At 73.2% G+C, this 21,730-nt stretch carries 16 protein-coding genes; 5 read left to right on the top strand and 11 right to left on the bottom strand.

Annotated features, from left to right (window positions below; all coding sequences use genetic code 11):
• Nucleotides 1-31: 31 nt before the first annotated feature.
• From ACQ614_RS01805 to ACQ614_RS01795, 3 genes are all read right to left on the bottom strand, one after another.
• Nucleotides 32-1,006, bottom strand: coding sequence for a quinone oxidoreductase family protein (locus ACQ614_RS01805; RefSeq protein WP_431676358.1), 975 nt, complete (start codon nt 1,004-1,006; stop codon nt 32-34).
• Nucleotides 1,007-1,042: 36 nt separating this feature from the next.
• Complete coding sequence (locus ACQ614_RS01800) at nt 1,043-2,101, bottom strand: 3-keto-5-aminohexanoate cleavage protein (RefSeq protein WP_431676357.1); 1,059 nt, start codon at nt 2,099-2,101, stop codon at nt 1,043-1,045.
• A gap of 321 nt (nt 2,102-2,422) precedes the next feature.
• Complete coding sequence (locus ACQ614_RS01795) at nt 2,423-3,436, bottom strand: AraC family transcriptional regulator ligand-binding domain-containing protein (protein ID WP_431676356.1); 1,014 nt, start codon at nt 3,434-3,436, stop codon at nt 2,423-2,425.
• A 226-nt stretch (nt 3,437-3,662) separates the two neighbouring features.
• Between ACQ614_RS01795 and ACQ614_RS01790 the strand changes: the two genes are divergently transcribed.
• Together ACQ614_RS01790 and ACQ614_RS01785 are read left to right on the top strand one after the other, a co-directional pair.
• Nucleotides 3,663-4,760 (top strand): TauD/TfdA family dioxygenase, encoded by a 1,098-nt coding sequence (locus ACQ614_RS01790; RefSeq protein WP_431676355.1) that lies wholly within the window; start codon nt 3,663-3,665, stop codon nt 4,758-4,760.
• Complete coding sequence (locus ACQ614_RS01785) at nt 4,757-6,259, top strand: long-chain-fatty-acid--CoA ligase (RefSeq protein ID WP_431676354.1); 1,503 nt, start codon at nt 4,757-4,759, stop codon at nt 6,257-6,259. Before ACQ614_RS01790 ends, ACQ614_RS01785 begins: the two co-directional genes overlap by 4 nt.
• Nucleotides 6,260-6,328: 69 nt before the next feature.
• Here ACQ614_RS01785 and ACQ614_RS01780 read toward each other — a convergent pair whose 3' ends face one another.
• Both ACQ614_RS01780 and ACQ614_RS01775 read right to left on the bottom strand, forming a co-directional pair.
• Nucleotides 6,329-6,637 carry a hypothetical protein gene (locus ACQ614_RS01780; RefSeq protein ID WP_431676353.1) on the bottom strand — a complete coding sequence of 103 codons (309 nt, stop codon included), beginning with the start codon at nt 6,635-6,637 and terminating at the stop codon, nt 6,329-6,331.
• Nucleotides 6,638-6,646: 9 nt separating this feature from the next.
• A complete protein-coding gene (locus tag ACQ614_RS01775) occupies nt 6,647-8,287 on the bottom strand; it encodes a M6 family metalloprotease domain-containing protein (protein ID WP_431676352.1) in 1,641 nt (546 codons plus the stop codon).
• A 563-nt stretch (nt 8,288-8,850) separates the two neighbouring features.
• Between ACQ614_RS01775 and ACQ614_RS01770 the strand changes: the two genes are divergently transcribed.
• Both ACQ614_RS01770 and ACQ614_RS01765 read left to right on the top strand, forming a co-directional pair.
• Entirely contained in the window at nt 8,851-9,954 is a 1,104-nt protein-coding gene (locus tag ACQ614_RS01770) for a trypsin-like serine peptidase (RefSeq protein ID WP_431676351.1), read from the top strand.
• A gap of 200 nt (nt 9,955-10,154) precedes the next feature.
• Nucleotides 10,155-10,751 carry a hypothetical protein gene (locus ACQ614_RS01765; protein WP_431676350.1) on the top strand — a complete coding sequence of 199 codons (597 nt, stop codon included), beginning with the start codon at nt 10,155-10,157 and terminating at the stop codon, nt 10,749-10,751.
• A 45-nt stretch (nt 10,752-10,796) separates the two neighbouring features.
• On the opposite strand, the gene ACQ614_RS01760 is transcribed toward ACQ614_RS01765, so the two are convergent.
• The 6 genes from ACQ614_RS01760 to ACQ614_RS01735 all read right to left on the bottom strand — a co-directional run bounded on the left by ACQ614_RS01760 (nt 10,797) and on the right by ACQ614_RS01735 (nt 20,819).
• Entirely contained in the window at nt 10,797-15,176 is a 4,380-nt protein-coding gene (locus ACQ614_RS01760) for an SAV_2336 N-terminal domain-related protein (RefSeq protein WP_431676348.1), read from the bottom strand.
• Nucleotides 15,173-16,201 carry an AAA family ATPase gene (locus ACQ614_RS01755; RefSeq protein ID WP_431676346.1) on the bottom strand — a complete coding sequence of 343 codons (1,029 nt, stop codon included), beginning with the start codon at nt 16,199-16,201 and terminating at the stop codon, nt 15,173-15,175. The genes ACQ614_RS01760 and ACQ614_RS01755 overlap by 4 nt, the downstream gene beginning before the upstream one ends.
• Nucleotides 16,198-18,153: a trypsin-like peptidase domain-containing protein gene (locus ACQ614_RS01750; protein ID WP_431676345.1), complete on the bottom strand. Its 1,956-nt coding sequence runs from the start codon at nt 18,151-18,153 to the stop codon at nt 16,198-16,200. Before ACQ614_RS01750 ends, ACQ614_RS01755 begins: the two co-directional genes overlap by 4 nt.
• A 46-nt stretch (nt 18,154-18,199) precedes the next feature.
• Entirely contained in the window at nt 18,200-18,580 is a 381-nt protein-coding gene (locus ACQ614_RS01745; protein ID WP_431676343.1) for a CU044_2847 family protein, read from the bottom strand.
• Between the two features lie 170 nt (nt 18,581-18,750).
• Entirely contained in the window at nt 18,751-19,656 is a 906-nt protein-coding gene (locus ACQ614_RS01740; RefSeq protein WP_431676341.1) for an NADP-dependent oxidoreductase, read from the bottom strand.
• A gap of 92 nt (nt 19,657-19,748) precedes the next feature.
• Nucleotides 19,749-20,819, bottom strand: coding sequence for an alkene reductase (locus ACQ614_RS01735; protein WP_431676339.1), 1,071 nt, complete (start codon nt 20,817-20,819; stop codon nt 19,749-19,751).
• A gap of 217 nt (nt 20,820-21,036) precedes the next feature.
• Between ACQ614_RS01735 and ACQ614_RS01730 the strand changes: the two genes are divergently transcribed.
• Nucleotides 21,037-21,582: a MarR family winged helix-turn-helix transcriptional regulator gene (locus ACQ614_RS01730; RefSeq protein WP_431676338.1), complete on the top strand. Its 546-nt coding sequence runs from the start codon at nt 21,037-21,039 to the stop codon at nt 21,580-21,582.
• Nucleotides 21,583-21,730: the final 148 nt, after the last annotated feature.

The raw sequence follows: 21,730 nt of genomic DNA, 5'->3' as shown, positions 1-21,730 counted from the left end.
GGAGGCTGTGGGGGTCCGCGCCTGGCGCGGGTCAGAGGACGAAGACGGAGGAGCCGGTGGTCCTGCCGCCTTCCAGGTCGCGGTGCGCCTGTGCGGCGTCCTTGAGCGAGTAGCGCTGGTTGATCTCGATCCTGATGCGGCCGGCGGCGACGTGGCCGAAGAGCTCGCCCGCGAGCTCGGCGCGCTCCGCCGGGTCGGCGATGTAGTCGGCGAGCGCCGGCCTGGTCACGAACGCCGAACCGTGGAGCGCGAGTTGCATGGCGTCGATCGGCGGGACGGGGCCGGAGGCGGTGCCGAAGCACACCAGCAGGCCGCGCCGCGCCAGCGAGCCGAGCGAACCGGCGAAGGTGGTCTTACCGACGCTGTCGAAGACGACCGGCACGCCCTCGCCGCCGGTCAGCTCCCGCACCCGCTCGGCGACGTTCTCCTCGCGGTAGTACACGATGTGGTCGCAGCCGTGGGCGCGGGCGAGCTCGGCCTTCGCGGTGCTGGAGACCGTGCCGATCACGGTGAGGCCGAGGAGCTTCGCCCACTGGCAGACGATCAGGCCGACGCCGCCCGCCGCCGCGTGCAGCAGCACCGTGTCGCCGGCCTTCAGCGGGTGGATCCGGCGCAGCAGGTAGGCGGAGGTGAGGCCGCGCATGGTCATGGCGGCGGCCGTCTCGAAGTCGATCGCGTCGGGCAGCTTGATCAACGAGTCGGTGGGCATGACCCGTTCGGTGCTGTAGGCGCCGAGCGGGCTGCCGGTGTAGGTGACGCGGTCGCCCTCGGCGAAGCCGGTCACACCGGGGCCGACGGCCTCCACCGTGCCGGCTGCTTCCACGCCGAGTCCGGCGGGCAGCGGGGCGGGGTAGAGCCCGGTCCGGAAGTAGGTGTCGGCGAAGTTGAGTCCGACGGCCGCGTGGCGGATCCGGACCTCGCCCGGGCCCGGGGCCCCGACCTCGACCTCCTCCCAGCGCAGGACGTCGGGGCCGCCGGTCTCGTGGAAGCGGATGGCGTGGGCCATGGGGTGCTCCGTTGCTGTGTCTCGGGGCGGGCGGGGTCAGTACTTGACGTCGCGGAGCATGAAGCCGCGCTGGCCGGGGCGGCGGTTCGGCACCATGCCGAGCCGGGCCAGGGTCTCCTCGGTGTCCGTGTAGTACTCGCCGATGTGGTAGATCTCCTTCGCCTCGGCGCCGGTCGCGATGTCGCGGCCGAGGGCGTCGGCGATCTTGACCATCTGCTCGACCTGCTGCACCGAGGTCATCCGCTCGCCCTTGCGGCCCCACAGGTTGTCCTCGTTGCCGACGCGCACGTGGCAGCCGAGGGCGATGCCGACGGCGTTCATCGGGGCGACGGCGCGCATCGAGCTCTCGATGGTGAGCACCGCGCCGTCCGGCACCCGGCGGATGAACTCGATCAGGTCGGCGGGGTGGCGGCCGGCGAAGCCGCCGCCGATGGCCACGTAGTTGAGCACCAGCGGGCCGGTGTACACGCCGGAGCGGATCAGCCGCTCGACGGTCTCCAGCTGGGCGATGGTGGCGAGCTGGAAGTGCGGCTGGATGCCCTTGTCCCGCAGCCGCTCCAGGTGCTCCAGGTAGAACTCCGGCCCGGCCTCCAGGTACATGTCGCGGTACGCGCGGTAGTACTCGGGCTTCGCGATCGAGGTGCCTTCCAGGTCGTCCGCCGTCATGATCTCGACGATGTTCATCTGGCTGGTGTTGATCGCGATGGTGACCTGGTCCGGCTTGGGGTCCAGATCCGCCAGCATGTGACGGGTGTCGTAGGACAGCCACTCGGCGTCCGCGCCCTCGCCCTCGGGGGCGAAGGAGATCGAGCCGCCGATCTGCAGCACCATGTCCGGCACCGCCTGGCGCAGCCGGCCGACCAGCTCGTTGAACATCGACAGCCGCTTGGAGCCCTTGCCGTCCAGCTCCCGCACATGGATGTGCAGGACGGTGGCGCCCGCGTTGTAGCAGTCGACGGCCGCCTGCACGTGCTCGTCCATGGTGAGGGGGAGGTCGGGGGCGTCGCCGGGCAGCCATTCGGGCCCGTAGGGCGCGGCCTGGATGACCAGCTTCTCCTGGTTCTCGGGCAGCAGAGAGTCGTCGAGGAAGTGCACGGTCCGTCTCCTTCGTCGGATGGGTGGGCGCCGGTGGGGCGCGGGGCGCCGCGGTACGGGGCGCCGTGGTGCGAGCCGCTGCAGCGCCGGGCGCTGCGGTGCGGGGCGGTGCGGGTCCGGCCCGGCGGACGGGGCGCGGACGGCGTGGTGCTCCCGGCCGGTGGGGCGGAGGCTGAGGGTGGGCCCCGCCCGGCCCGTCGTTGCGGGGCCGGCCGTCTCTCGCGGTGCAGCAAAGGTAGGGCTCGTCGAGCGGCGGCGCTTGACCGTCGGTGACAGTGGACTTTCCATTTGGGGACATGCGGCCCCGGAAGCCGGCGCGGGTCAGTGTTCCGCGGTCTGCCCCCGGCGCTCCCGCCACTCCCGGGCGGTGCAGCCGAACTGCTCGCGGAACCAGCGGGAGAACGCGCTGGGCGCCGAGAATCCCAGCAGGTCGGCGATCTCGGTGAGCGACCGCCGCCGGTTGGCCACGAACTGCTCGGCGAGCTGCACCCGCGTCGCGTTGAGGAGCGAGGAGAACGTCTCGCCCGACTGTGCGAGATGGCGGTGCACCGTGCGCCGGTCGACGCCCAGGCTGCGGGCGACCTGCTCGATCGAGCAGCGCCCGGTCGGCAGCAGCACCTCGATCAGCTCGCGCACCCGGTCCGGCACGGTGGTGTCCCTGGGGACGGCGATGGCCTCGAAGTACTGCCGGGCGTACGTGCGCAGCTGCGGGTCGGACATCGCGTTGGGCGAGTCGAGGTCGGCGGCGTAGAAGACGATGCCGTCGAACTCCCGGCCGAATTCCACGGTGGAGCCGAAGATCCGCCGGTGGGTGCCGGTGTCCGCCGGGGCGGGATGGGTGAAGCAGACGGACAGCGGGCGCCAGTGGGAGCCGAGGAAGCCCAGCAGGACGCGGTGGAAGGCCCCCACGGCCAGTTCGGTCGCCTGGCGGTGCTCCATGACCTCGCCGAGGTCCAGCCCGACCTTGATCGTCGCCAGGCCGTCGCGCTCGGAGAGCCGGGTGTGCAGCACCTCGTTGTACATGTGCTCGTGCCGGAGCATGAGCCCGAGCGCGCTGCGGACGTCGGGCTCCTCCCGGAGGACGAGGCTGATCGGACCGAGGCTGGAGAACCGGCGGAACTCGGACATGCGCAGGCCGAAGTCCTCGTGCCGGGCGGCGACGGCCGAGAGTTCCAGCAGGTGGACCACGGCCGCGCCGGAGATCCACCGGTCCTGGACGGCGAGGCCGGCGGCATCCAGGCCGACGTGCTTCATCAGCGGCTGCGGGTCGAGGCCGAGCGACCGGCTCAGCTCGACGTAGCCGCTCAGCGCCGCGGTGCGGACCAGTGGCCTCATGGGATCAGCTCCACTCGGAGGATGTCCCCAAGTGGTAAGCCAAGTGTCACGTGAAGTCAAGCGATGCGACGGGCGGGCACCTACCGTTGCACCACCGCCGAGCGGGTCGGCGGGCCGGCCCCGAGCGGCGGCCGGCGGCCTGCCACGGACCGCTCGCATCTCCCTCCGCCCGGCACGGCCGCGTGCGGGGAGCGGCGCGGCGGACGACACGGAAGGAGTCCACGGAATGCTGCAGGAGCCCCTGACCGGGCCGGCCGCCTGGCACGGCCCCGACCTTGCGGGCCGCGACGAGTGGACCGTCCGGCTGTCGCCGGCGCACCTCGCCGAGCTGGACGCCGCGCTGCACACCGCGCGCAGCCGCGGTGTCACCCTGCTGAGGTCGACCGCCGCGGACTTCCCGCTGCCGACCCTCGCCGCCGGACTGGAGCGCATCGCCGAGGAGTTGGAGAACGGCCGGGGCTTCGTCCTGGTGAAGGGCCTGCCGGTCGACCGGTACGGCGCGGCCGCGGCGGGCAGGGCCCTCTGGGGGATCGGCCGGCACCTCGGCGTACCGGTCTCCCAGAACGCCGCCGGGCACCTGCTCGGCCACGTCCGCGACACCGGCCGGACGATGGCCGATCCCGCGACGCGCGGCTACCAGACCCGCACCGGCCTGGGGTTCCACACGGACGGCTCGGACGTCCTCGCACTGCTGTGCCTGCGGCCGGCCGCGGAGGGCGGACGGATCGGCCTGGCGAGCTCCGCCGCCGTCCACAACGCCGTCCTGGCGCGCCGCCCCGACCTGGCGGCCCGCCTCTACCGCCGGTACGCGGTGGACCGCAGGGAGGAGCACGCGCCGGACGAGCGCCCGTACGACACCGTGCCCCTCGCCTGCTGGCACGAGGGCAGGCTCAGCCTGCGCTACAACCGGTGCCACCTGGAGTCCGCGCAGCGCTTCCCGGATGCCCCGCGGCCGGAGCCGGAGGACACCGAACTGTTCGACCTGATCGACGAGTCGGCCTCCTCCCCGGCCTCCCGGCTCGACCTCGACCTGGAGGCCGGCGACCTGCTGCTGGTCAACAACCTCGCCGTCCTGCACTCCCGCTCCGCCTACCGGGACGGCCCGGGACACCGCCGCTACCTGCTGCGGCTCTGGCTGGCCCTGCGGCAGGGCCGACCGCTGCCGCCCGCCCTGTGGACGGACCCGTACCGGGCCGACACCGACACCGGTCGCGGCGGCGTCCCGCCCCGCGACGTGATCACCCCGCCGCACCCGGCGGACCGCACGGTCCGCCTCCCGCACCGCAGCCGCCACCGGCTCGGCCCGAAGGAGACCACGCCATGACCAACCTCGCCTCGCTCCTGGTGTCCTCGGCCCGGGCGCACGGGGAACGGACCGCCGTCCGGCAGGACGGGACCGTCCTGACCTACGCCCGGCTGGAGGACGCCAGCGCCCGGCTGGCCGGGCTGCTGCACGCCGACGGCGTCCGGCCGGGCGACCGGGTGGCCCTGGTGCTGCCCAATGTCGCGCTCTTCCCCGTCGCGTACTACGCCGTGCTGCGCGTCGGCGCCGTCGCGGTGCCGATGAACCCGCTGCTGAAGGCCCGTGAGATGGCCTTCGTCCTGCGGGACTCCGGGGCCCGCACCGTCCTGACGGCTCCGCCGTTCGCGTACGAGGTCGCCGAGGCCGCCGCGGAGTCCGGGGTCGGCAGCCTGGTCGTCGAGGCCTCGGCCTTCGACGCACTGCTCGGCAGCATCCCGCCGCTGCACGGGGTCGCCGAGCGGACCGCCGACGACACCGCGGTGATCCTCTACACCTCGGGCACCACCGGGACGCCGAAGGGCGCCGAGCTCACCCACCACAACCTGCTGAGCAACGCCGTGACCTGCGTCGAGACGCTTTTCGGGCTCGGCCCGGACGACGTCCTGTTCGGCGGCCTGCCGCTGTTCCACGCCTTCGGGCAGACCTGTGCGATGAACGCCGCCGTCGCGGCCGGCGCCGCCCTGACCCTCCTGCCGCGCTTCGATCCGCAGCAGGCCCTGGAGATCCTCCGGCGGGACGGGGTCACCGTGTTCCTGGGCGTGCCCACCATGTACACCGCCCTGCTCAACACCGGCGCCCCGGAGGGCCAGGACCTCCCGCAGGTGCGGCTGGCCGTGTCGGGCGGCGCCGCGCTGCCCGTCGAAGTGCTCCACACCTTCGAGCGCTCGTTCGGCACCGTCGTGCTCGAGGGGTACGGCCTCTCCGAGACGGCCCCGGTGGCCTCGTTCAACCACCCCGACCGGCCGCGCCGGCCCGGTTCGATCGGCCTCCCGGTCCGCGGTGTGGAACTCAGGCTGGTGGCGGCCGACCGCACCCCGGTCGGGCCCGGTGAGGTCGGCGAGATCGCGATCCGCGGCGAGAACGTGATGAAGGGGTACTGGAACCGTCCGGAGGCGACCGCGGAGGCCTTCCAGGACGGCTGGTTCCACAGCGGCGACCTGGCCCGGGTCGACGAGGACGGCTACTACTGCATCGTCGACCGCAAGAAGGACCTGATCATCCGCGGCGGGTACAACGTCTACCCGAGGGAGATCGAGGAGGTGCTGTACGAGCACCCGGCGGTGGCCGAGGCCGCGGTCGTCGGCGTCCCGCACGAGCACCACGGGGAGGAGGTCGCCGCCGTGATCGTCCTCCGGGAGGGCGCACGGGCCACGGCCGACCTGATCCGCGAGCACGTCAGGCAGCGGGTGGCCGCCTACAAGTACCCCCGGATCGTCACCTTCACCGACCAGCTTCCCAAGGGCGCCACCGGCAAGATCCTCAAGCGCGAGATCGTGGTCGAGCAGCCCGCGGCGACCTGACCCGGCCCGGCGACGCCGCAGGAGTGAGGGGGCCGGCCAACGGCCGGCCCCCTCCTTCGTACATCCCGCTCACCCCGGCGGTTCGACGGCGAAGGTGCCCTGAGCGGGCCTCCTCTCGGCCATCGCCTCGCCCGAGGCGGCCAGTCTGGCCCTCGCACGGATGGTGGACCCGGGCGCCGCGTCCGCCAGGAGCCCGCTGGGCACGGCGAGCAGCATGCGCTGCCCGGCGTTCCCCGACAGCAGGTCGGCGTAGCCGGCCACCGGCTCGGCGTCGAGCACGTCCACCTCTGCCCGGTCCCAGCCCGCGAGCCGCGGATGGGGCCCTGCGCTGACCAGCCGCGCGGTCAGGTCAGTGCGGTTGTCGGCTGCCTGCACCATGGCCGGCGCTCATCGCCGGGACGGGCCCTCGTACCGGGGCGTGCTGTGCCCGTTGCCCGCCATGGCCAGGGGCTGCGAGCCGCCCGCCGCGCCCCTGAGCTCGGACCGCAGGTTCTGCGCGAGGGCCGCATCGGCTCCGGCCCAGAGCGCCATGGCCTGCTCCAGGGTGGCGAGCCGCTCCTGAAGGTCGTGGATTGTCTTGGCCAGCCCGGGCGCCTCTTCCATCTCGCGCCTGGCCACGGCAGCGACAGGCGCACGCACGCCGCTCGCCACCGAGACCGACACCGTGGCGGTCATCGTGGCGCCGGACGCCGAGATGTCCGTGATGGAAACACCGGTCGGGGCCCCGGCGTACGACTGGGAGCTGGGCCTGCTCGAGGGGCTGAACGAGCTGTTGCCGCTGCTCCCGGGGTAGACGTCGCCCTCGTCACCGCGGTTGGCCGCCCATTCCAGGTCGTGCTCGTTGTCCGCCTGGACCAGGCCCACCATGTAGTGGTTCTCGTTCGTGTTGTCCGGCTGGCCCTCGTCGACGTGCCAGATCTGCAGACCGTGGCCGGGCAGGGAGCGGTCGTACCCGGTCTGCTGGCGGTTCTCCACCAGGAAGTACTCGTTCCCCGGCAGGCCGTCCGTCCACAGCCGGTGCACCTCGAAGCTGTTCTTGACGTCGGGGATGGACAGTGTCCCGTCGCTCGTGACGTTGACGGGCTTGGCCCAGCCCTGCTGGATCTTGCACCAGGCCGACGGATGCGTCGGGACGTCACCGCCGCCGCCCCACGAACCGGCACCCATCAGACACCAGTTGCCGACCCCCTCCGACGATCCGTCGACGTCGTACAGGTCGGGGAAGCCGAACAGCAGGTGCCCCAGCTCGTGGGCACAGACACCGATCTTGGCGTCCTCGGGAATCGTGAGGTAACCGTAGATCCGGGCGCCGTCGGCGTTGTACGCGCTCGGCAGGACCCACTTGTGCGACCAGATGTCTCCCGGCTTGCCGGTGACTTCGCCCGCCTCGCCGGCGTGCACGACGACGTAGGCGTCGACGAAGCCGTTGCCGTCGTTGTCGTACGGCGCGTAGTTGATGAGCGGGTCGGACTTGACGGCGGCGTCCCGGGCCATGATCTGCGCGCGCGGCTCACCCGTCGGGCGGCCGATGCCGAAGTTGTTGTTGGCGTACCAGGAGAGCTTCTGCGGCAGCCGGACCGGGCCGATGACCTCGCCGACGATGTCCACCAGACCGTGCGTCACTTCGCGGTAGTAGTCCCGGACGCTGCCGTTCGGGAGCTCGTCGACGGAGAAGAACAGCTTCTCGAAGTGCTCCTTGTCCGCGGTCATCGGCTTGTCGGGGAAGTCCGCCAGGACGACGGCGACCCGGACCGTGCCGGTCAGCGGGGTGCGGGCGGCGGCCGCGGTGCGGATGGTCTCGTGCGGGGTGCCCGGCAGGTACTCGTCGGGCGGGATGATGGTGCCGTCGCCGAAGCCGGGCAGGCGGGGGGCGCCACCGGGCCGGAACGCCTGCGCCACGTCCGACGAGGCCCGGACCCTTTCCAGCTCCTGCAGCATCCTGTCGCGCAGTTCCGGACTGGGGGCGATGGCGCAGAACTCCGACCAGACGGCGACCGCGGAGTCTCGTACCGTAGAACGATCAATCATGCGAAATACTCCAATGAGGGATGTTTCGGTTGCTCTTTGCGCATGGCGCTGTTCACGTCGCGGCGCGGCGTTTCGACAGCAGGTCGGGAGGCATCCGGGCCGGATGCTCAGGGGTTGGGGCAGCGTGGCGGCCGATGGGTGGCGATCGGCTCTTTCGGCCAGTGGGTGGCGCCGCCGAAGCCGTGATCAAGCGACTGCACGGCTCGTGAACAAGGCCACGACGCAAGTGATCCACGCATGTGCGGCGCCTGCAACACGATCACCCGGGCCGGTCGCCCGTCGTGGGTGATTGGGTCGATCGGATGAGTGGTACCTGTTCCGCCCGCCGAAGTCCGTCCGCCCGACCGCTCACTCCACTGGGTGGCGATGACATGCGGGCGACCGGGCCGGGCTGCACTCTCAGGGGTGGCACAAAGGTTATCCACCGCAGGGTTGTTGACGCTTCATACGACGTCGAGGACGTTCACCGCGTCACAGGCCCCGGCACTCACCCGATCCGGTCAGGATGCAATCACTTCGCCCGGTGTCAGGCGATGTCCCCGGGTCCGGTGCCAAGGAGAGACATGCCGCACGACCGACCCGACTCGCTGCACCAGATCATGGCGCTGTCGCGCCCGCAGCAGGGCGACCCGCCCGCAGAGCTGAACCATCCGCGCAACTATCTCGTCTTCGGCCGGCTGCCGTCCGCGGCCCAGCTCGACGACCCTGCCAACGCACTCAGCACGGACCAGGACGGGCGCCATTTCGTCAACGATCCCGACACCGTCCTCGGTGTCGTCGTCGGGGCCGTGGAGCCGGTGACCCCGGAGGCCGTCGGGTCCGAGCTCGCCACCATGCGGGCGGCCGACGACAGTGTGGGGAACGACAGCGCGGCGTACATCCCGGACTGGACCGCCCTGTCCGCAACGCCGTCGCTGGCACCCGGCCTCGACCGACCCCGGCTGGTGCGCCGCAACGGGACACAGGTGCGTCCGGAATGGGTGATCGACGTCGACAACCGGTCGCCGTACTACCCCAACACCTTCCCGTTCTCCATCGTCGGCCGGATCTTCGTCTGGGCGGACGCAAACAGCCCGAACTGGAGCTGGTGGGGTACGGCCTCGCTCCTCGGTTCCCGCACGATCATGACCGCCAGCCACGTGGTGCCGTGGGGTTCGTCGAACTGGAAGGCGCTGTTCGTGCCGGCCTACTACGACGGCGCCTCGATCCACGGTGCCTGGGCGGCCTCATGGGTGACCAACGCTCAGGGATACAGCAACCACTCGCAGGGCGACGACATGGCGGTCATGCGCCTGGACGTCCCGCTCGGCAACAACCTCGGCTACTTCGGCTTCAAGACGTACACCAGCGACTGGGAGGACCTGAACGTCTGGACGCTGCCGGGCTACCCGTGGGACAAGGACTCCGGCAACCGGCCCTGGCTGCACCTGAACTACCCGATCATCGACGACGACAACGACGGTGCCGGCGTGGAGCTCGAGTACCAGGCCGACACCGAGGGCGGCCAGAGCGGTGCGCCGGTGTTCGCGTGGTTCGACGGAGCACCCTATGTCGTCGGCACCCACTCCGGAGGGGAGGACAACTTCGGCGAACCGCGTCAGAACGTTGCCGCCGGCGGCAACGCACTGACGAACCTGCTGCACTGGGCGCGCAACAACTGGCCGTGACCGCCGTGGTCGGCACCCCCGCCGCCGACTGACGGGCCCCGCTCCCGCACGGTGCTCCCCGCCTCCACGGACGGAGGCGGGGAGCGCCGTGCGTGCGCCGCGCTTCGAACGCCCGTGCGCCCCGGGGGGTGAAATCCGCCCCGGACTGTCGCCCCCGGGCGCTACTCTCTCGCCAGGAACGTCGACGAGGGGTGGGGCTCATGGCGTACGGCGGGGACGCGCTGCCGGGGAGCGGTGCGCGGAAGGTGCCGGGGGGCGGACTGGTCGCGATCGGGGTGCTGTTGCTGGTGTACCTCGCGCTCTTCGCGGTCGCCGTGGTCATCAGCGTCATCCAGGGCAGCTACAGCTACCTGATCGGGATGGCCGACAAGCACGCCGACCTGCCCGCGCTGGCCATCGCCGGCTACTTCACGCCGCTCGTGGCCACCCTGGTCTCGACGTCGGTGCTCGCCGTCCTGGCGTTCAGGGGAGTGTCCTGGGTGCGGCCCGCCGCGGCGGTGCTCCTCCTGGTGACGACCCTCTCCGCCTCCGGCCAGCAGCTCTTCATGCAGCTGACCAGCCGGCGGTTGGACGGCATTCTCGACCTGCCGTTCGATGCGATGTTCACCATGCTGCAGCCGTTCCTGGCGCTCGGCGTGGCCGTCGCCGTGGCGGCCGTCGCGGTCGCCACCCGCGAGCCCCGGCCGGGCCCCGGCACCGGCGGGCCGTTCGTCCCGCCGCTGTACCCGCCCTACACGCCGCCGGCGCCTCCCGTTCCGCCCGCCCCGCCCGCCGACCGGCCGAGCCCCGCGCCGTAGCCGCCGGCGGCAGCCAACGCCCCCGCAGCGGCAGACGCCGCCCGGTCATTCGGCGGAGAGCGGCGGGTGCTCTTCGGAGGACCCTGGCAGCACCACCTCGTCCGTCTGCCGCGCCGCCGCCAGCTCGGCGGGGAGGAGCCGGCCGGAGCGGACGAGTGTCACGCCGCGTGCGAGCTCCACCTCGTCCCCGGGGCCGAACGGCCGGTCCTGCTCAGGCGGCAGCCGCTCCCAGCCGTCGACCTGCCCGGGGGCGGGGACGGTGCGCATCCTGGTGCCGTTCGTGCTGACGTCGCGGACCGTCAGCGTCCCGCCGGTGAGCACGAGGACGACGTGCTCCCGGCTGATGCTCGCGAACTCCGGTGATTTCACCGTGAACGGCAGGGTGACGCCGGAGTGCGGGCCGCGCCCGACCGGGGTCGTGCCCTCCTCGACGGTGAAGCGGTGCACGCATACGCCGTCCACCATGGTCTTGAGCTGAGCCGTGACCGGCCGTGGGCCTGCGTCGACGAGGGGCGTGTCGTGCACCTCGCAGGTGGGGACGCCGTCGCGCATGCGGGGCAGGGGCCACCTGCCGTTGCGGCCGTCATAGAGCCGGCACCCCTGTGCCGGACAGGTCCAGAGACGGTTCGCCGCATCGTGCAGCTGTCGGCGGGAGGTGGCGGTCTCGGCGTCGAACCGGTCGTGACGTGCAACGTGGACGCCCATGTCCGGTGTGACCAACCGGACGGTGCCGCCCGGGCCCCTGGCGGGGCTCAGGAACCGGCCGGTGTCGCCCTGGACCCACGGGTGCTCGCGTCGGAGGTCGAGGAACCGGTCGCTGCTGATGACTTGCACGTGGAGCACCTCGGCCAGCTCCAGGATGCGCACGTCCGCCCGGGCGACGACCTCCATCAGTCCCCGGTCGGCCCAGCGGCGGAGCACGCGGGCGTCCTCCGGTCCTGCGAGTCTCATCAGGCTCCGGTCGGCGACCAGGTGGACGGCGGGGTGGGGGTCGCCGGTGAGCCGCGCCAGCGCCTCCACCACCAGGCCGAACCGCCGGAGCGAGACGCGTTCGGGCCCGCCGACGGACGTGTTGTGCACGACGTTCGAGAGGTCCACCAGGTAGTCGATCTGCTCCGGTGAACCGGCCAGGCTGCGCTCCATCAGCCGGACCGCTTCGATCGCCTCCAGGTGGCGCTCGCTGGTGGCGGCACCGGCAGCGTCGTTCAGCTCCGTGTACCCGGCCAGGGCGGTGCGGTGATGCTCCTCGGCCCCATCGTCGTCCCCCGCCTCCCGCGCGATCAGGCCCAGGTGGTGGTGGCTGTCGGCGATCCCGGCCGGATGGCGAGCCTGCTCGCTGACGGCCAGGGCCTCGCGGAAGTGCCGCTCCGCGGCCGCGGGGTTGGACCGTTCGAGGGCCAGAGTGCCCAGTCTGAGCGCCAGATCGCAGCGCGCCGCCGGGTCCGCTTCACTGGTCAGGACGGTCACACCGGGACCAGGCTCGATGTCGGATGCCCTCCGCGTACTGATGATCACTCGCACCGAAGGAATCGCCGCCAGCGGCCGTACCACCTCCGCCGCTATACGGCCGGCCTCGTCGGGCGCAGCCTCGTCCAGGCCGTCGAGGAGGACGAGTACCGGCGGTGCGGTGGTGGTGAGGTGGGCGAGGTGGTCGCCGTGGGAGCCGGCGGGGAGCCCGAGCACTGCGGCGAGATCGTCCCACAGGGTGGCGAACCCGAGGTATGCGCGCAGCAGCACGGACTGCATCCCGGCGGGCAGCCAGTGCTCGGCCGGCCGGTCCGCCGGGCTGGAGCCCTGACGGGCCGTGAGGCCGTGAAGGTGGGTCAGCAGCGCGGTCTTCCCGGTTTCGGCGGATCCGAGCAGGTACAGCAGGCGGTGGTCCTCGGCCGGTTGCCGAAGCCACTCGTCCGTCGACTGGAACATCCCGGACCGATCCGCCCACAGCAGCGCCGTGTGGTCCTGCGGGTGGCCCGTCGGCTCCGGCGCCCCGGTGTTCGGGAAGAACGGGAGGGGGGTGCCGCCGAGCGAGCCGGCGGGCCAGGCCAGCGCATGCAGGCCCGGCTGCTCGGACGGGAGCCCGTGGTGGGCCGCGTCGTGGCCCATCCGGGCCTCCAGCCGCGCGGCGAGCTCCACGAGGTTCCCGGGGACCGGGGCCGAGCGGTCCAGCACGTCGGAGATCTCGTCGGTCAGCGCGCGGGCGAACGAGGTGTCGCGGCCGGCTCCGTCCACACCGGTGACGCCCGCCAGCATCCACACCTCCGGCCCGCCCGGATCGAAGGCCGGCGGGAGGGCGTGCGTGGGCACGCAGGTGTCGAGAAGGAGCATCAGCCCGCCGAGACCCCGTCCGAAGGCCCTGTGGATGGTGGTCGGCGCGAGCCCCCGGGCATCTGCGGGCAGCTCCGGGTGACTGTCGGAGAACAGCAGGAGGGCCCGTCCGTCCGGGGCGAGCGCCGAGTGCCCGGCGAAGTGGACCGCCACCATGTCGTCGGGACCGGGCCGGATGTCGCGGACCCAGGCGTCGACGGAGTCCAGCACGGTCCTGGCATCGGGGTCGGCCACCAGGTGCGGCAGGGCGGCCTGGTAGCCCATGGCTTCGAACGCCGATCGGACGCGCGTGACGTCGTGGGCGATGCCCGGAAGGTCCGGCAGGCGGTCGTCCCGGTAGCGGGCGACACCGATGCTGATCAGGAAGCGGCGGCCCCCGCCCCGCACAGCCGCAGGCTGCTCACCGGACCGGTAGCGGGCGGTGGCGGTGGGCGTGCTCCCGCCAGTGAGCGGGCGCGGCACCGGCGCGGACACCTGCGCCGGACCGGCGGCACCCCCGGTGGTCGGCACCGCCGCGCGCCGCCTCCGCCGCTGGACCAGGTCGTGCACCTCCGCCCAGTGCCGGGCACCCGCCGGTACCCGAAGGGCACCCTGCGGGTCGGCCACCGCCGCGGTGAAGCGCGTGCCCGAGGCGCGCGCATTCCGTTCCACGTGGGCCGAGACGAGGGCGACGACCTCGGCGGCCTCGTCCCGGCGCAGCGTGGACAGCAGTCGCTCGCGCACCCCGGGCGCAAACTCGTAGGCGTGGTCCAGGGCGTCGCCGGCCGACCTGCCCGGGACCTTGTGCAGCAGACCGCTGAAGACGATCTCGGCCAGGTCCGAGGGCGGGCTCCCCGGGAGCATCGCCGTCTGCACCAGCCGCATGACGGCGAGGTTCAACGGTGCGGCCGCCAGGTACGCCGCCAACCGGAACACGCCCGGCTGCGCCTGGGCGAGGAACTCCTCGAAGCCGACCGGCCCCCGGTCGTGCCCCGGGATCCGTTCGAGGTCCGCGCCGACCGGGCCGTCCGGCGGCCGGAGCAGGACCGCGGCCGCGTCGAACTCCCCGGTGCCCGCGGTCGCGCGCGCCCACGCCTCCAGCCACGCGGGCTGGATCCCGAGAACCGGTACGGGGACGTCGCCCGCTGCCGGGGCGGGTGCGTCGAGGGTGTACGGGGTGTACCGCAGGCGGTGGTTGGCGCCTCCCGGCTCCGTGCTCCGGAAGCGGCCGGGCTCCGGCGCCAGCGCGGTCCGGCCCCACAGGTGCTCGGGAAGGGGCTGGAGGACGACCGTCGGACCGTTGCGCGTCCACTGCCGCACCGCGTGGCGCAGGGCGGGCCCGCCCCAGGCGGGGTCGACGCCGTCCGTCAGGACGAAGGTGGCGGTTCGCCCGGTCGGGACGCCGACGGCGGCGGGGGAGCGCAGCGACCGGTGCGGGCCGGTGGCGATGGCCGGCGTGCCGTCCTCCCGCGGGCGGAGCCAGTACGTCCGGATGGCACGGAACGCGCCCAACTCCGTCAGGACGTCCGTGAATTCCCTCCTGATCGGATCCCACAGCGTTGATCCGTCGCCGTACGCGTCGACGACCAGTACGGCGTCGAGCCAGCGTTCCCGGGCGGGGAGGAGGACGGGCATCCACCGGGCGTCGTCGGCGAGCCGGTCGGCGGTGGCGTCCTCGTCGAGGACACTCGACGTGGTCGACGGCACCCGGCGCTTGAGCGGGCGCAACGCCCGGGCCAGTGTGCGGCGGCGGGGGAGGGCGGGCGCTGTCGGCAGTCGGACGGACGAGGCGGGGTGGTCCTCGGAGGGTCCGTCGCCCGGCGCGCCGGCCTCCGGGAGGTAGAGGCGGGACGCCCCGTCGTCGGGGGAGTCCTCGCCGTCGGCCGGGGGCGGCGTCCCCGCGGTGGGGCCGTCGTCGGCGGGTGGTTGCAGTGGCGGAGGGGCAGGCGGCGCCGCCTCCGTCCCGGACACCGGGGACGCGGTGAAGGACGTCCCGCGGGGAAGGACGCCGGCGAGCCAGACCAGCTCGGCGACCTCCCGCGGGGTGGGCAGGACGGAGGCGTCCGGCCCGAGTGCGCCGAGCAGTGCGGCGAGCCTCCCGATGCCGCCTTCGTCGCTCATGTCCCGGCCGGTGCCGTCGCGTTGAGGTGCTGGAGGACGAGCCGCACGAGCCGGTCGAGGCCGGGTGCCCCCTCCGGGCTCGTCCGGGTCATCAGGTAGACGGCGTTGAGGAGTTGGTCGGTGGCGAGTTCGCCGGTCGAGGCGTGCGCCATGAACGCGGAGATGACGGCGTCGGCGTCCTCGTCGGCGCCCGGCAGGTGGGCCCGGACGATGGCCCGCAGCCTGTCCTCGTCCTCGACGGCCGACGGCAGCTGGAGCCGGACGCAGCGGCGCAGGAACGCGGGCGGGAACTCGCGCTCGCCGTTGCTGGTGAGGATCACGAGGGGGAAGGCCCGGCACTGCACCGTTCCGCGGACAACGGTGACCGGGGCGCCGCCGTCGGCGGGCCGGACACGGACGGTCTCCTGGTGGTCGGCGGCGCGGGCGAGTTCCGGAATGTCGAACCCGCCCTCCTCGAAGACGTCGAGGAGGTCGTTCGGCAGGTCGATGTCGCTCTTGTCGATCTCGTCGATCAGCAGGACCCGGGGCAGGGCGTAGGGCGCGAGCGCCGTGCCGAGCGGGCCGAGGCTGACGTAGCGGCCGAGGTCGGCCCGCTCCGGCACCTCGTCGGCCGGTGCCGAGTGGCGGGCCACGCCGGCCTCCTCCAGTCGCCCGAGCGAGTCGTACCGGTACAGGCCGTCGCGGAGTGTGGTTCTGCTGTTGATGGACCAGCGCAGCACGGTGCCGAGCCGCAGTTCGCGGGCGACCGCGTCGGCGAGGGTCGACTTGCCGACTCCGGGGTCGCCGGTCACCAGCAGCGGCCTGCGCAGGTAGAGCGCGGTGTTGACCGCCTCGACCGTGCCGTCGTCGGCCCGGTAGGCGGCGCCCAGGGGCAGACGCTGCCGGCCGCGACCGGGACTGTCCCGGTCGAAGGGCGTGACCTCGTCGCGGCCGGCGCCGAAGTCGCGCCACGGAGGCGGCGGAGGAAGCCTCCCGATGCCGTCGTGCGGCTCGTCCGATCCCTGGTAGATGCGCCATTCGTTCATCGATCGGGTCCTTCCTCGGCCGGTCCTGCCGGGGCCAGGTGCGTGCGGGGGATCTGCCGGTCCGGGTCGTCCCAGAGCAGCACGACGCGGTCGCCGACGTGCTCCCCGGGCCCCTCGTCGGTGAGCGCGGCGTTGCGCAGTGCGCAGATCCGCTCGGGCATCGCGTCGCGTCCGGTTCCGGCCAGGGCCTCGCGGGCGAGTGCGAGGAACGCCCCGTCCGGGCAGGAGGCCCGGCCCGGGACGCCGCACACGGCACCGCCGTTCAGCGGGCGCGGCTCGGTGCCGCGCCGCCAGACCATCATCGGTATGCCCGAGGCGATCGCGACCCGGTACGCCTCGGAGACCTGGGCGGAGCGCGGTGACCCGGCCAGGGCGAGGGCGGCCAGGGTGTGGTCGGTGGTGAACGTCGCGTCGAGCGCCGCCTGGTACTGCCGGTCGCGTCCGCAGACGCAGACCAGTGCCTCGCCGACCGCCTTGCCCGCCAGGTGCTGCCAGCGCCGCGTCCACGTGTGGTGGAGGTGCGGCGACTGGTGGCGCTCCACCGGCCGCACCACCAGGTGCTGACGCCGGCCCAGCGTCCACCAGTCGGAGTCGGGCCACAACTGCCAGGCGGCGAAGTCCTCGTCGAGTGCCTCCTGCGGCAGGATCAGTTCGATCAGGCCGGGCCGGGCCGTCGCGTCCATCACGTCGATCTGCTGGGGCAGCAGTTCCTTGAGCCGGGCGAGGGCGTCCGCGAGGGGCAGGGCGGGCGACTCGGGTGCGCCCGGGACGATGTCCTGCCGGGACCGGTAGCGCCAGACCATCACGTGGTACAGGCTGCGGTCCCGTACGGAGTGGCGGATCCGGCCGATCACGGACGGCACGGGTGACGACGGCGCCCGGTCGCCGACGAGCCGCTCCCGCACCGCGCTGCCCAGTCCGAGCCGGCCTGCGCTGATCAGGACCTGGTCGCGCAGGTGCTCCGGCACGCCCGACGCCTCGACCGTGCGCAGCGCCGGCGTGCGGGCGAGGTCGGCGCAGTAGGCGAGTTCGTGCGGGATCCGGTCCGGTCCGGGCGCCATGAGCGCGGCCAGCTCCGTGTAGACGTCCCGACGGGCGAGCAGCGGGTGGACGGGGGCGGGGGTGCCCGGAGGGGCCGCCGCCAGGAACGCGGCCCGGTGCGCTCCGGAGCCGTCCGGGGGCCCGTCGGGCAGCGAGGCGAGCAGGCCGAGGAGCACCCGGTCCATCGCACGCGCACCGGAAACCTCGGCGTGGTGGCCGTCCGCGACCTGGTCGGACAGGGTGTGCCAGCGCGCGTCCACCGCATGGAAGCGGTCGTGCGCCTCGATCATCGTCCGGTACACCGCGGGGTCGAGGAGCCGTAGCGCGTCGACCGGCACGCCGAAGCCGCCCATGGTGCTGTTCTCGAGGCGGGTCGCCTTGACGACGGCGCAGACACCCCCGCCGGCATGGCTGAGTACGGGGCCGCCGGACAGTCCGGGGTTGATCTCGTCGGCGACGAGTTCCAGCAGCGGACGGCCCTGCAAGGCCGTGCGGCCTCCGCTGACCAGGCGGTCCGCCCTGCGTTCGGACGCGGTGTACCGCTCCAGGATGTCGGTGAACCCGACGGCGGTGAGTCCGGTGCCCGCGTCGGGCAGTTCGGTGTCCAGCCACACGCAGGGGTGGTCGGGCCGCTGCCCGACGACCTCCAGGATCGCGAGGTCCGGGTACGGGTACAGCGTGGCGCCCCATTCGGACGTGCCCGGGGAGGCCGCCCGCACGACCGCCTCGTAGTCGGCGCCCGCCCAGTGCAGTTGCACCGGGCCACCGGGACCGTTGCCGACGACGTGGGCGCACGACACCACGAAGCCGGGAGAGACGAAGAAGCCCGTGCCGTCGGTCGAACCCCGGACGAGCACACGGCACTGCTCCAGCAGCGCCTTGAGCGAGGAGAGCGGGTTGTGCCGCCGCATGACGGGATCCGATCCGGTGCCGGTGATCGCGAGGTGGCGGCCCGCCTCACGCCCCGGCGGGGGCGGGGATCAGCTGCGCGTCGGCGGTGTCGGCCGGGTCCGCCGGCGCGGCGGGGGCCGTCGGCGGGTGGGTCCACTTCAGTGCGATCTTGAAGGTGGCCTTGCCGTCGACACCGGCGACGGCCGCGACGATGCCGTGCTTCCCGGCGGCGAGCTCCAGCCCGAACTCGACGCAGACCTCGTCGGGCCGGACGGCCTCCACCGCGTCGCGGACGTTCCCCGCCACGGCCCGCAGGGCCTCCTGGAAACCCTCGACCTTCTCGGCGATCCGGTCGCCGAGCCCCGTGTCGCGCGGGCCGCCCGGCCCCTCCACCGACGCCCAGATCACCTGGCCGTCGGGCATGGCGAGTTGGACGAGCTGCGGCATGGGACCCCCTGTGCGGCGCGCGACGGTCACGCAGTGGCCATCGTAGGGTCCGGCCGCCCCCGTACGGGCGTGATGCGCGGAACTCGTCCCCGACCGCCGACGGGGCCGGGCGCCGGCCGTCCGGCGGGCCGGTGATGGTCCGGCCGGAAGTGGCGACCGCGGCCCGGGAGTCAGGGCAGCAGGACGGCCTTGCCGCGGTTGCGGTGGGCCTCCAGATCGGCGTGCGCCCGGGCGGCCTCGGCGAGCGGGTAGGTGCGCCAGACGGGAACGGTGAGCCGCCCGCCCGCGGCCAGGCGCACCAGCTCCGGCAGCACGTCCTCGCCCTGCTCCGTGGTGCCGGCGCTGAAACGCACGCCGTGCTTCCGGGCGGACATGTCGGCGATGGTGATGACCTTGCCCGGCTCGCCGGTCAGCGCGACGGAGTCGGCCAGCACACCGGCGCCGGAGGCGTCGAACACGTGATCCACGCCGCCCGGGGCGGCGGCGGTCACCCGCTCCACCCAGCCGTCGCCGTAGCGGACCGCGGTGGCACCGAGGGCGGTGACGCGCTCGATGTCGTGCTCGGCGACCGTGCCGACGACGGTGATGCCGCGGGCGGCGGCCAGCTGCACGGCGATGACGCCGACGCTGCCGGCGGCGCCGTGGACGAGCAGGGTCTGCCCCGGCTGCACGCCCAGCTCGCCGAGGACGCGGAACGCCGTCCGGCCGACCGTGACCAGTGAGGCCGCGGCCTCCCACGACAACGCCTCGGGCTTGGCCACCGGCCGCTCCAGCAGGGCGTACTCGGCGTAGCTGCCGCCCGCGGTGGAGCCGAGGACCTCGTCGCCCACGGCCGCACCGGCTCCCTCGCCGACCGCGTCGACGACACCGGCCGCGTCCAGGCCGGGGACCACCGGGAAGCGGGCCGGGGCGACCTCGGCCATCAGGCCGGACCGGATCTTCATGTCGAGCGGGTTCACCGAGGCGGCCCTGACCTTGATCCGGACCTGGCCCGGCCCCGGCTCCGGCGGGGTGACCTCGGACAGCCGCAGCACCTCGGGCGCGCCGTACTCGGAGAAAGTGATCGCAGTGGACATCGGGATCTCCCAGGTAGGAGGGGATGGGGAAGGGGGCCGCACGCGCGGTGACCCACGGTGCGGCTGCGAAGGCGGCCGGCCGGCTGCGCCGTTCAGGCGGTGAGGGCGGGATAGTCGGTGTAGCCGCGGTGGTCGCCGCCGTAGAAGGTGGCCGGGTCGGGGGTGTTGAACGGGCCGCCGGCGGCGAGACGGGCCGGCAGGTCGGGGTTGGCGAGGAACAGCGCGCCGAAGGCGACCATGTCCGCGGTGCCGTCCTCGACCAGGGCCAGCGCCTCGGGCCCGGTGGCGGCGGGGTGGGTGAACGGGTTGAGGACGAAGGTGCCGGGCCACGCCTTGCGCAGCCGTCCGGTCAGATCGCCGTCCGGACCCTCCATCACATGCAGGTAGGCCAGGCCGAGACCGGCCAGCCGCTCCAGCAGCGCCTCGTACACCTCGGCAGGGTTGTCCTCGGCGATGTCGTTGTACGGGTTGCCGGGCGAGATCCGCAGACCCACGCGGTCGCCGCCGACCGCCTCGACGACGGCGGCGGTCACCTCGGCGGCGAAGCGGATCCGGCCCTCGACCGTGCCGCCCCAGGCGTCGGTGCGGCGGTTGGTGTTGGGGGCGAGGAACTGGTGGAGCAGGTAGCCGTTGGCGCCGTGGATCTCCACCCCGTCGAACCCGGCCTCGATCGCGTTGCGGGCCGCGGCGGCGAAGTCGGCGATCGTCGCGCGGATCTGCGCCTCGGTCAGCTCCCTCGGGGTCACGAAGTCCTGCGGCCCCTGGTGAGTGAACACCTGCCCCGCGGCCGCCACCGCCGACGGAGCGACCGGCACCAGGCCGTCCGGCAGCAGGCTCGGGTGGCCGATCCGGCCGGTGTGCATGAGCTGGGCGAAGATCACGCCGCCCTCCCGGTGCACCGCATCGGTCACCCGCCGCCACGCCGCCACCTGGCCGGAGGTGTGCAGGCCCGGGGTGTCGGGGTAGCCCTGGCCGACCGGCGAGGGCTGGATGCCCTCGGTGACGATCAGGCCGGCGCCGGCGCGCTGCGCGTAGTAGGTCGCCATCAGTTCGGTCGGCTCCGCACCGGGCCCGTAGGCGCGGCTGCGGGTCATCGGCGCCATCGCGAGGCGGCTGGCCAGGCGCTTGCCGCCCAGGACGATCGGATCGAAAGCAGTGGTCATGATCTCTTCCTTCGGGTGATGGGCGGTGGCCCGGGCACATCCACCGTAACAGTTACCTGCTCGAACAAGTAAATGCCACGGAACCCTTCCCTGGCCGCTATGTGACGCGCATCACGTGGCATGGCCAGCGATTCTTCGGAATCGAAGGTCGATCGACCCTGCGGGCCGGAAGGTCGAGCGATAGAGTTGGCTGCCCGATCAGGAAAGTGAGGAAGAGATGACGCAGTCCACCCCGAAGACCGGGAAGGATCCCGAGGGGGCGGGGCAGGGGGCGAGTGTCCCGGTGCCGGCCGCCGCCGCCGGAGGGCCGATCAGTCATGCGATCTTCCGCCTCGCCCGGCTGCACCGCATGTTCGCCGGCCAGTTGCTGCGCCGCATCGGCCTGCACCCGGGCCAGGAACTGGTGATGATGCACCTGTGGGAGCTCGGCCCCCAGCGCCAGACCGACCTGGTGCGGCTCCTCGACTCCGACGCCGCCACCATGACCCGCACCGTCCAGCGCCTGGAGCAGGCCGGATTCGTCCGCCGCCGACCGTCGCCCACCGACAGGCGGGCATCGCTCATCGAACCCACCGCGGCCAGTCACGCCCTGCGCCGCGAGGTCGAACAGAGCTGGAGCCGACTCGAGGACCTCGTGACCGCGGGGCTGACCGCCGACGAGTGCACCGCCGCCCTGCGCACCCTGGAACGCCTCGAGCAGAACCTCGTCGAGGCCCCGGCCGACGCCGCAGAGCCGGACGCAGAAGCAGGCGCCGAGCGGTAACGCCTGGGGGCTGCGCCCTGCCGGAGGGCGGCGGGGCGGCGGGGCGTCAGGGTGGGTGGCCGGGACTCATCACTTCGGGTGAACACCGCAGCGGATCGGTGCGCACACGTACGGGATTCCTTGATCATGTGACGCGCGAGCGCCGCTC

It is taken from the genome of Kitasatospora dryopteridis, assembly GCF_050749075.1.
Lineage (GTDB): Bacteria > Actinomycetota > Actinomycetes > Streptomycetales > Streptomycetaceae > Kitasatospora.
This window is presented reverse-complemented; position numbering and strand designations above follow the sequence as displayed.

Coding starts and splice junctions, on each gene's coding strand:
- ACQ614_RS01755 (WP_431676346.1), bottom strand. CDS start 16,201: ATGAACGAATGGCGCATCTACCAGGGATCGGACGAGCCGCACGACGGC.
- ACQ614_RS01770 (WP_431676351.1), top strand. CDS start 8,851: ATGCCGCACGACCGACCCGACTCGCTGCACCAGATCATGGCGCTGTCG.
- ACQ614_RS01765 (WP_431676350.1), top strand. CDS start 10,155: ATGGCGTACGGCGGGGACGCGCTGCCGGGGAGCGGTGCGCGGAAGGTG.
- ACQ614_RS01735 (WP_431676339.1), bottom strand. CDS start 20,819: ATGACCACTGCTTTCGATCCGATCGTCCTGGGCGGCAAGCGCCTGGCC.
- ACQ614_RS01780 (WP_431676353.1), bottom strand. CDS start 6,637: ATGGTGCAGGCAGCCGACAACCGCACTGACCTGACCGCGCGGCTGGTC.
- ACQ614_RS01790 (WP_431676355.1), top strand. CDS start 3,663: ATGCTGCAGGAGCCCCTGACCGGGCCGGCCGCCTGGCACGGCCCCGAC.
- ACQ614_RS01760 (WP_431676348.1), bottom strand. CDS start 15,176: ATGAGCGACGAAGGCGGCATCGGGAGGCTCGCCGCACTGCTCGGCGCA.
- ACQ614_RS01775 (WP_431676352.1), bottom strand. CDS start 8,287: ATGATTGATCGTTCTACGGTACGAGACTCCGCGGTCGCCGTCTGGTCG.
- ACQ614_RS01745 (WP_431676343.1), bottom strand. CDS start 18,580: ATGCCGCAGCTCGTCCAACTCGCCATGCCCGACGGCCAGGTGATCTGG.
- ACQ614_RS01730 (WP_431676338.1), top strand. CDS start 21,037: ATGACGCAGTCCACCCCGAAGACCGGGAAGGATCCCGAGGGGGCGGGG.
- ACQ614_RS01795 (WP_431676356.1), bottom strand. CDS start 3,436: ATGAGGCCACTGGTCCGCACCGCGGCGCTGAGCGGCTACGTCGAGCTG.
- ACQ614_RS01805 (WP_431676358.1), bottom strand. CDS start 1,006: ATGGCCCACGCCATCCGCTTCCACGAGACCGGCGGCCCCGACGTCCTG.
- ACQ614_RS01750 (WP_431676345.1), bottom strand. CDS start 18,153: ATGCGGCGGCACAACCCGCTCTCCTCGCTCAAGGCGCTGCTGGAGCAG.
- ACQ614_RS01740 (WP_431676341.1), bottom strand. CDS start 19,656: ATGTCCACTGCGATCACTTTCTCCGAGTACGGCGCGCCCGAGGTGCTG.
- ACQ614_RS01785 (WP_431676354.1), top strand. CDS start 4,757: ATGACCAACCTCGCCTCGCTCCTGGTGTCCTCGGCCCGGGCGCACGGG.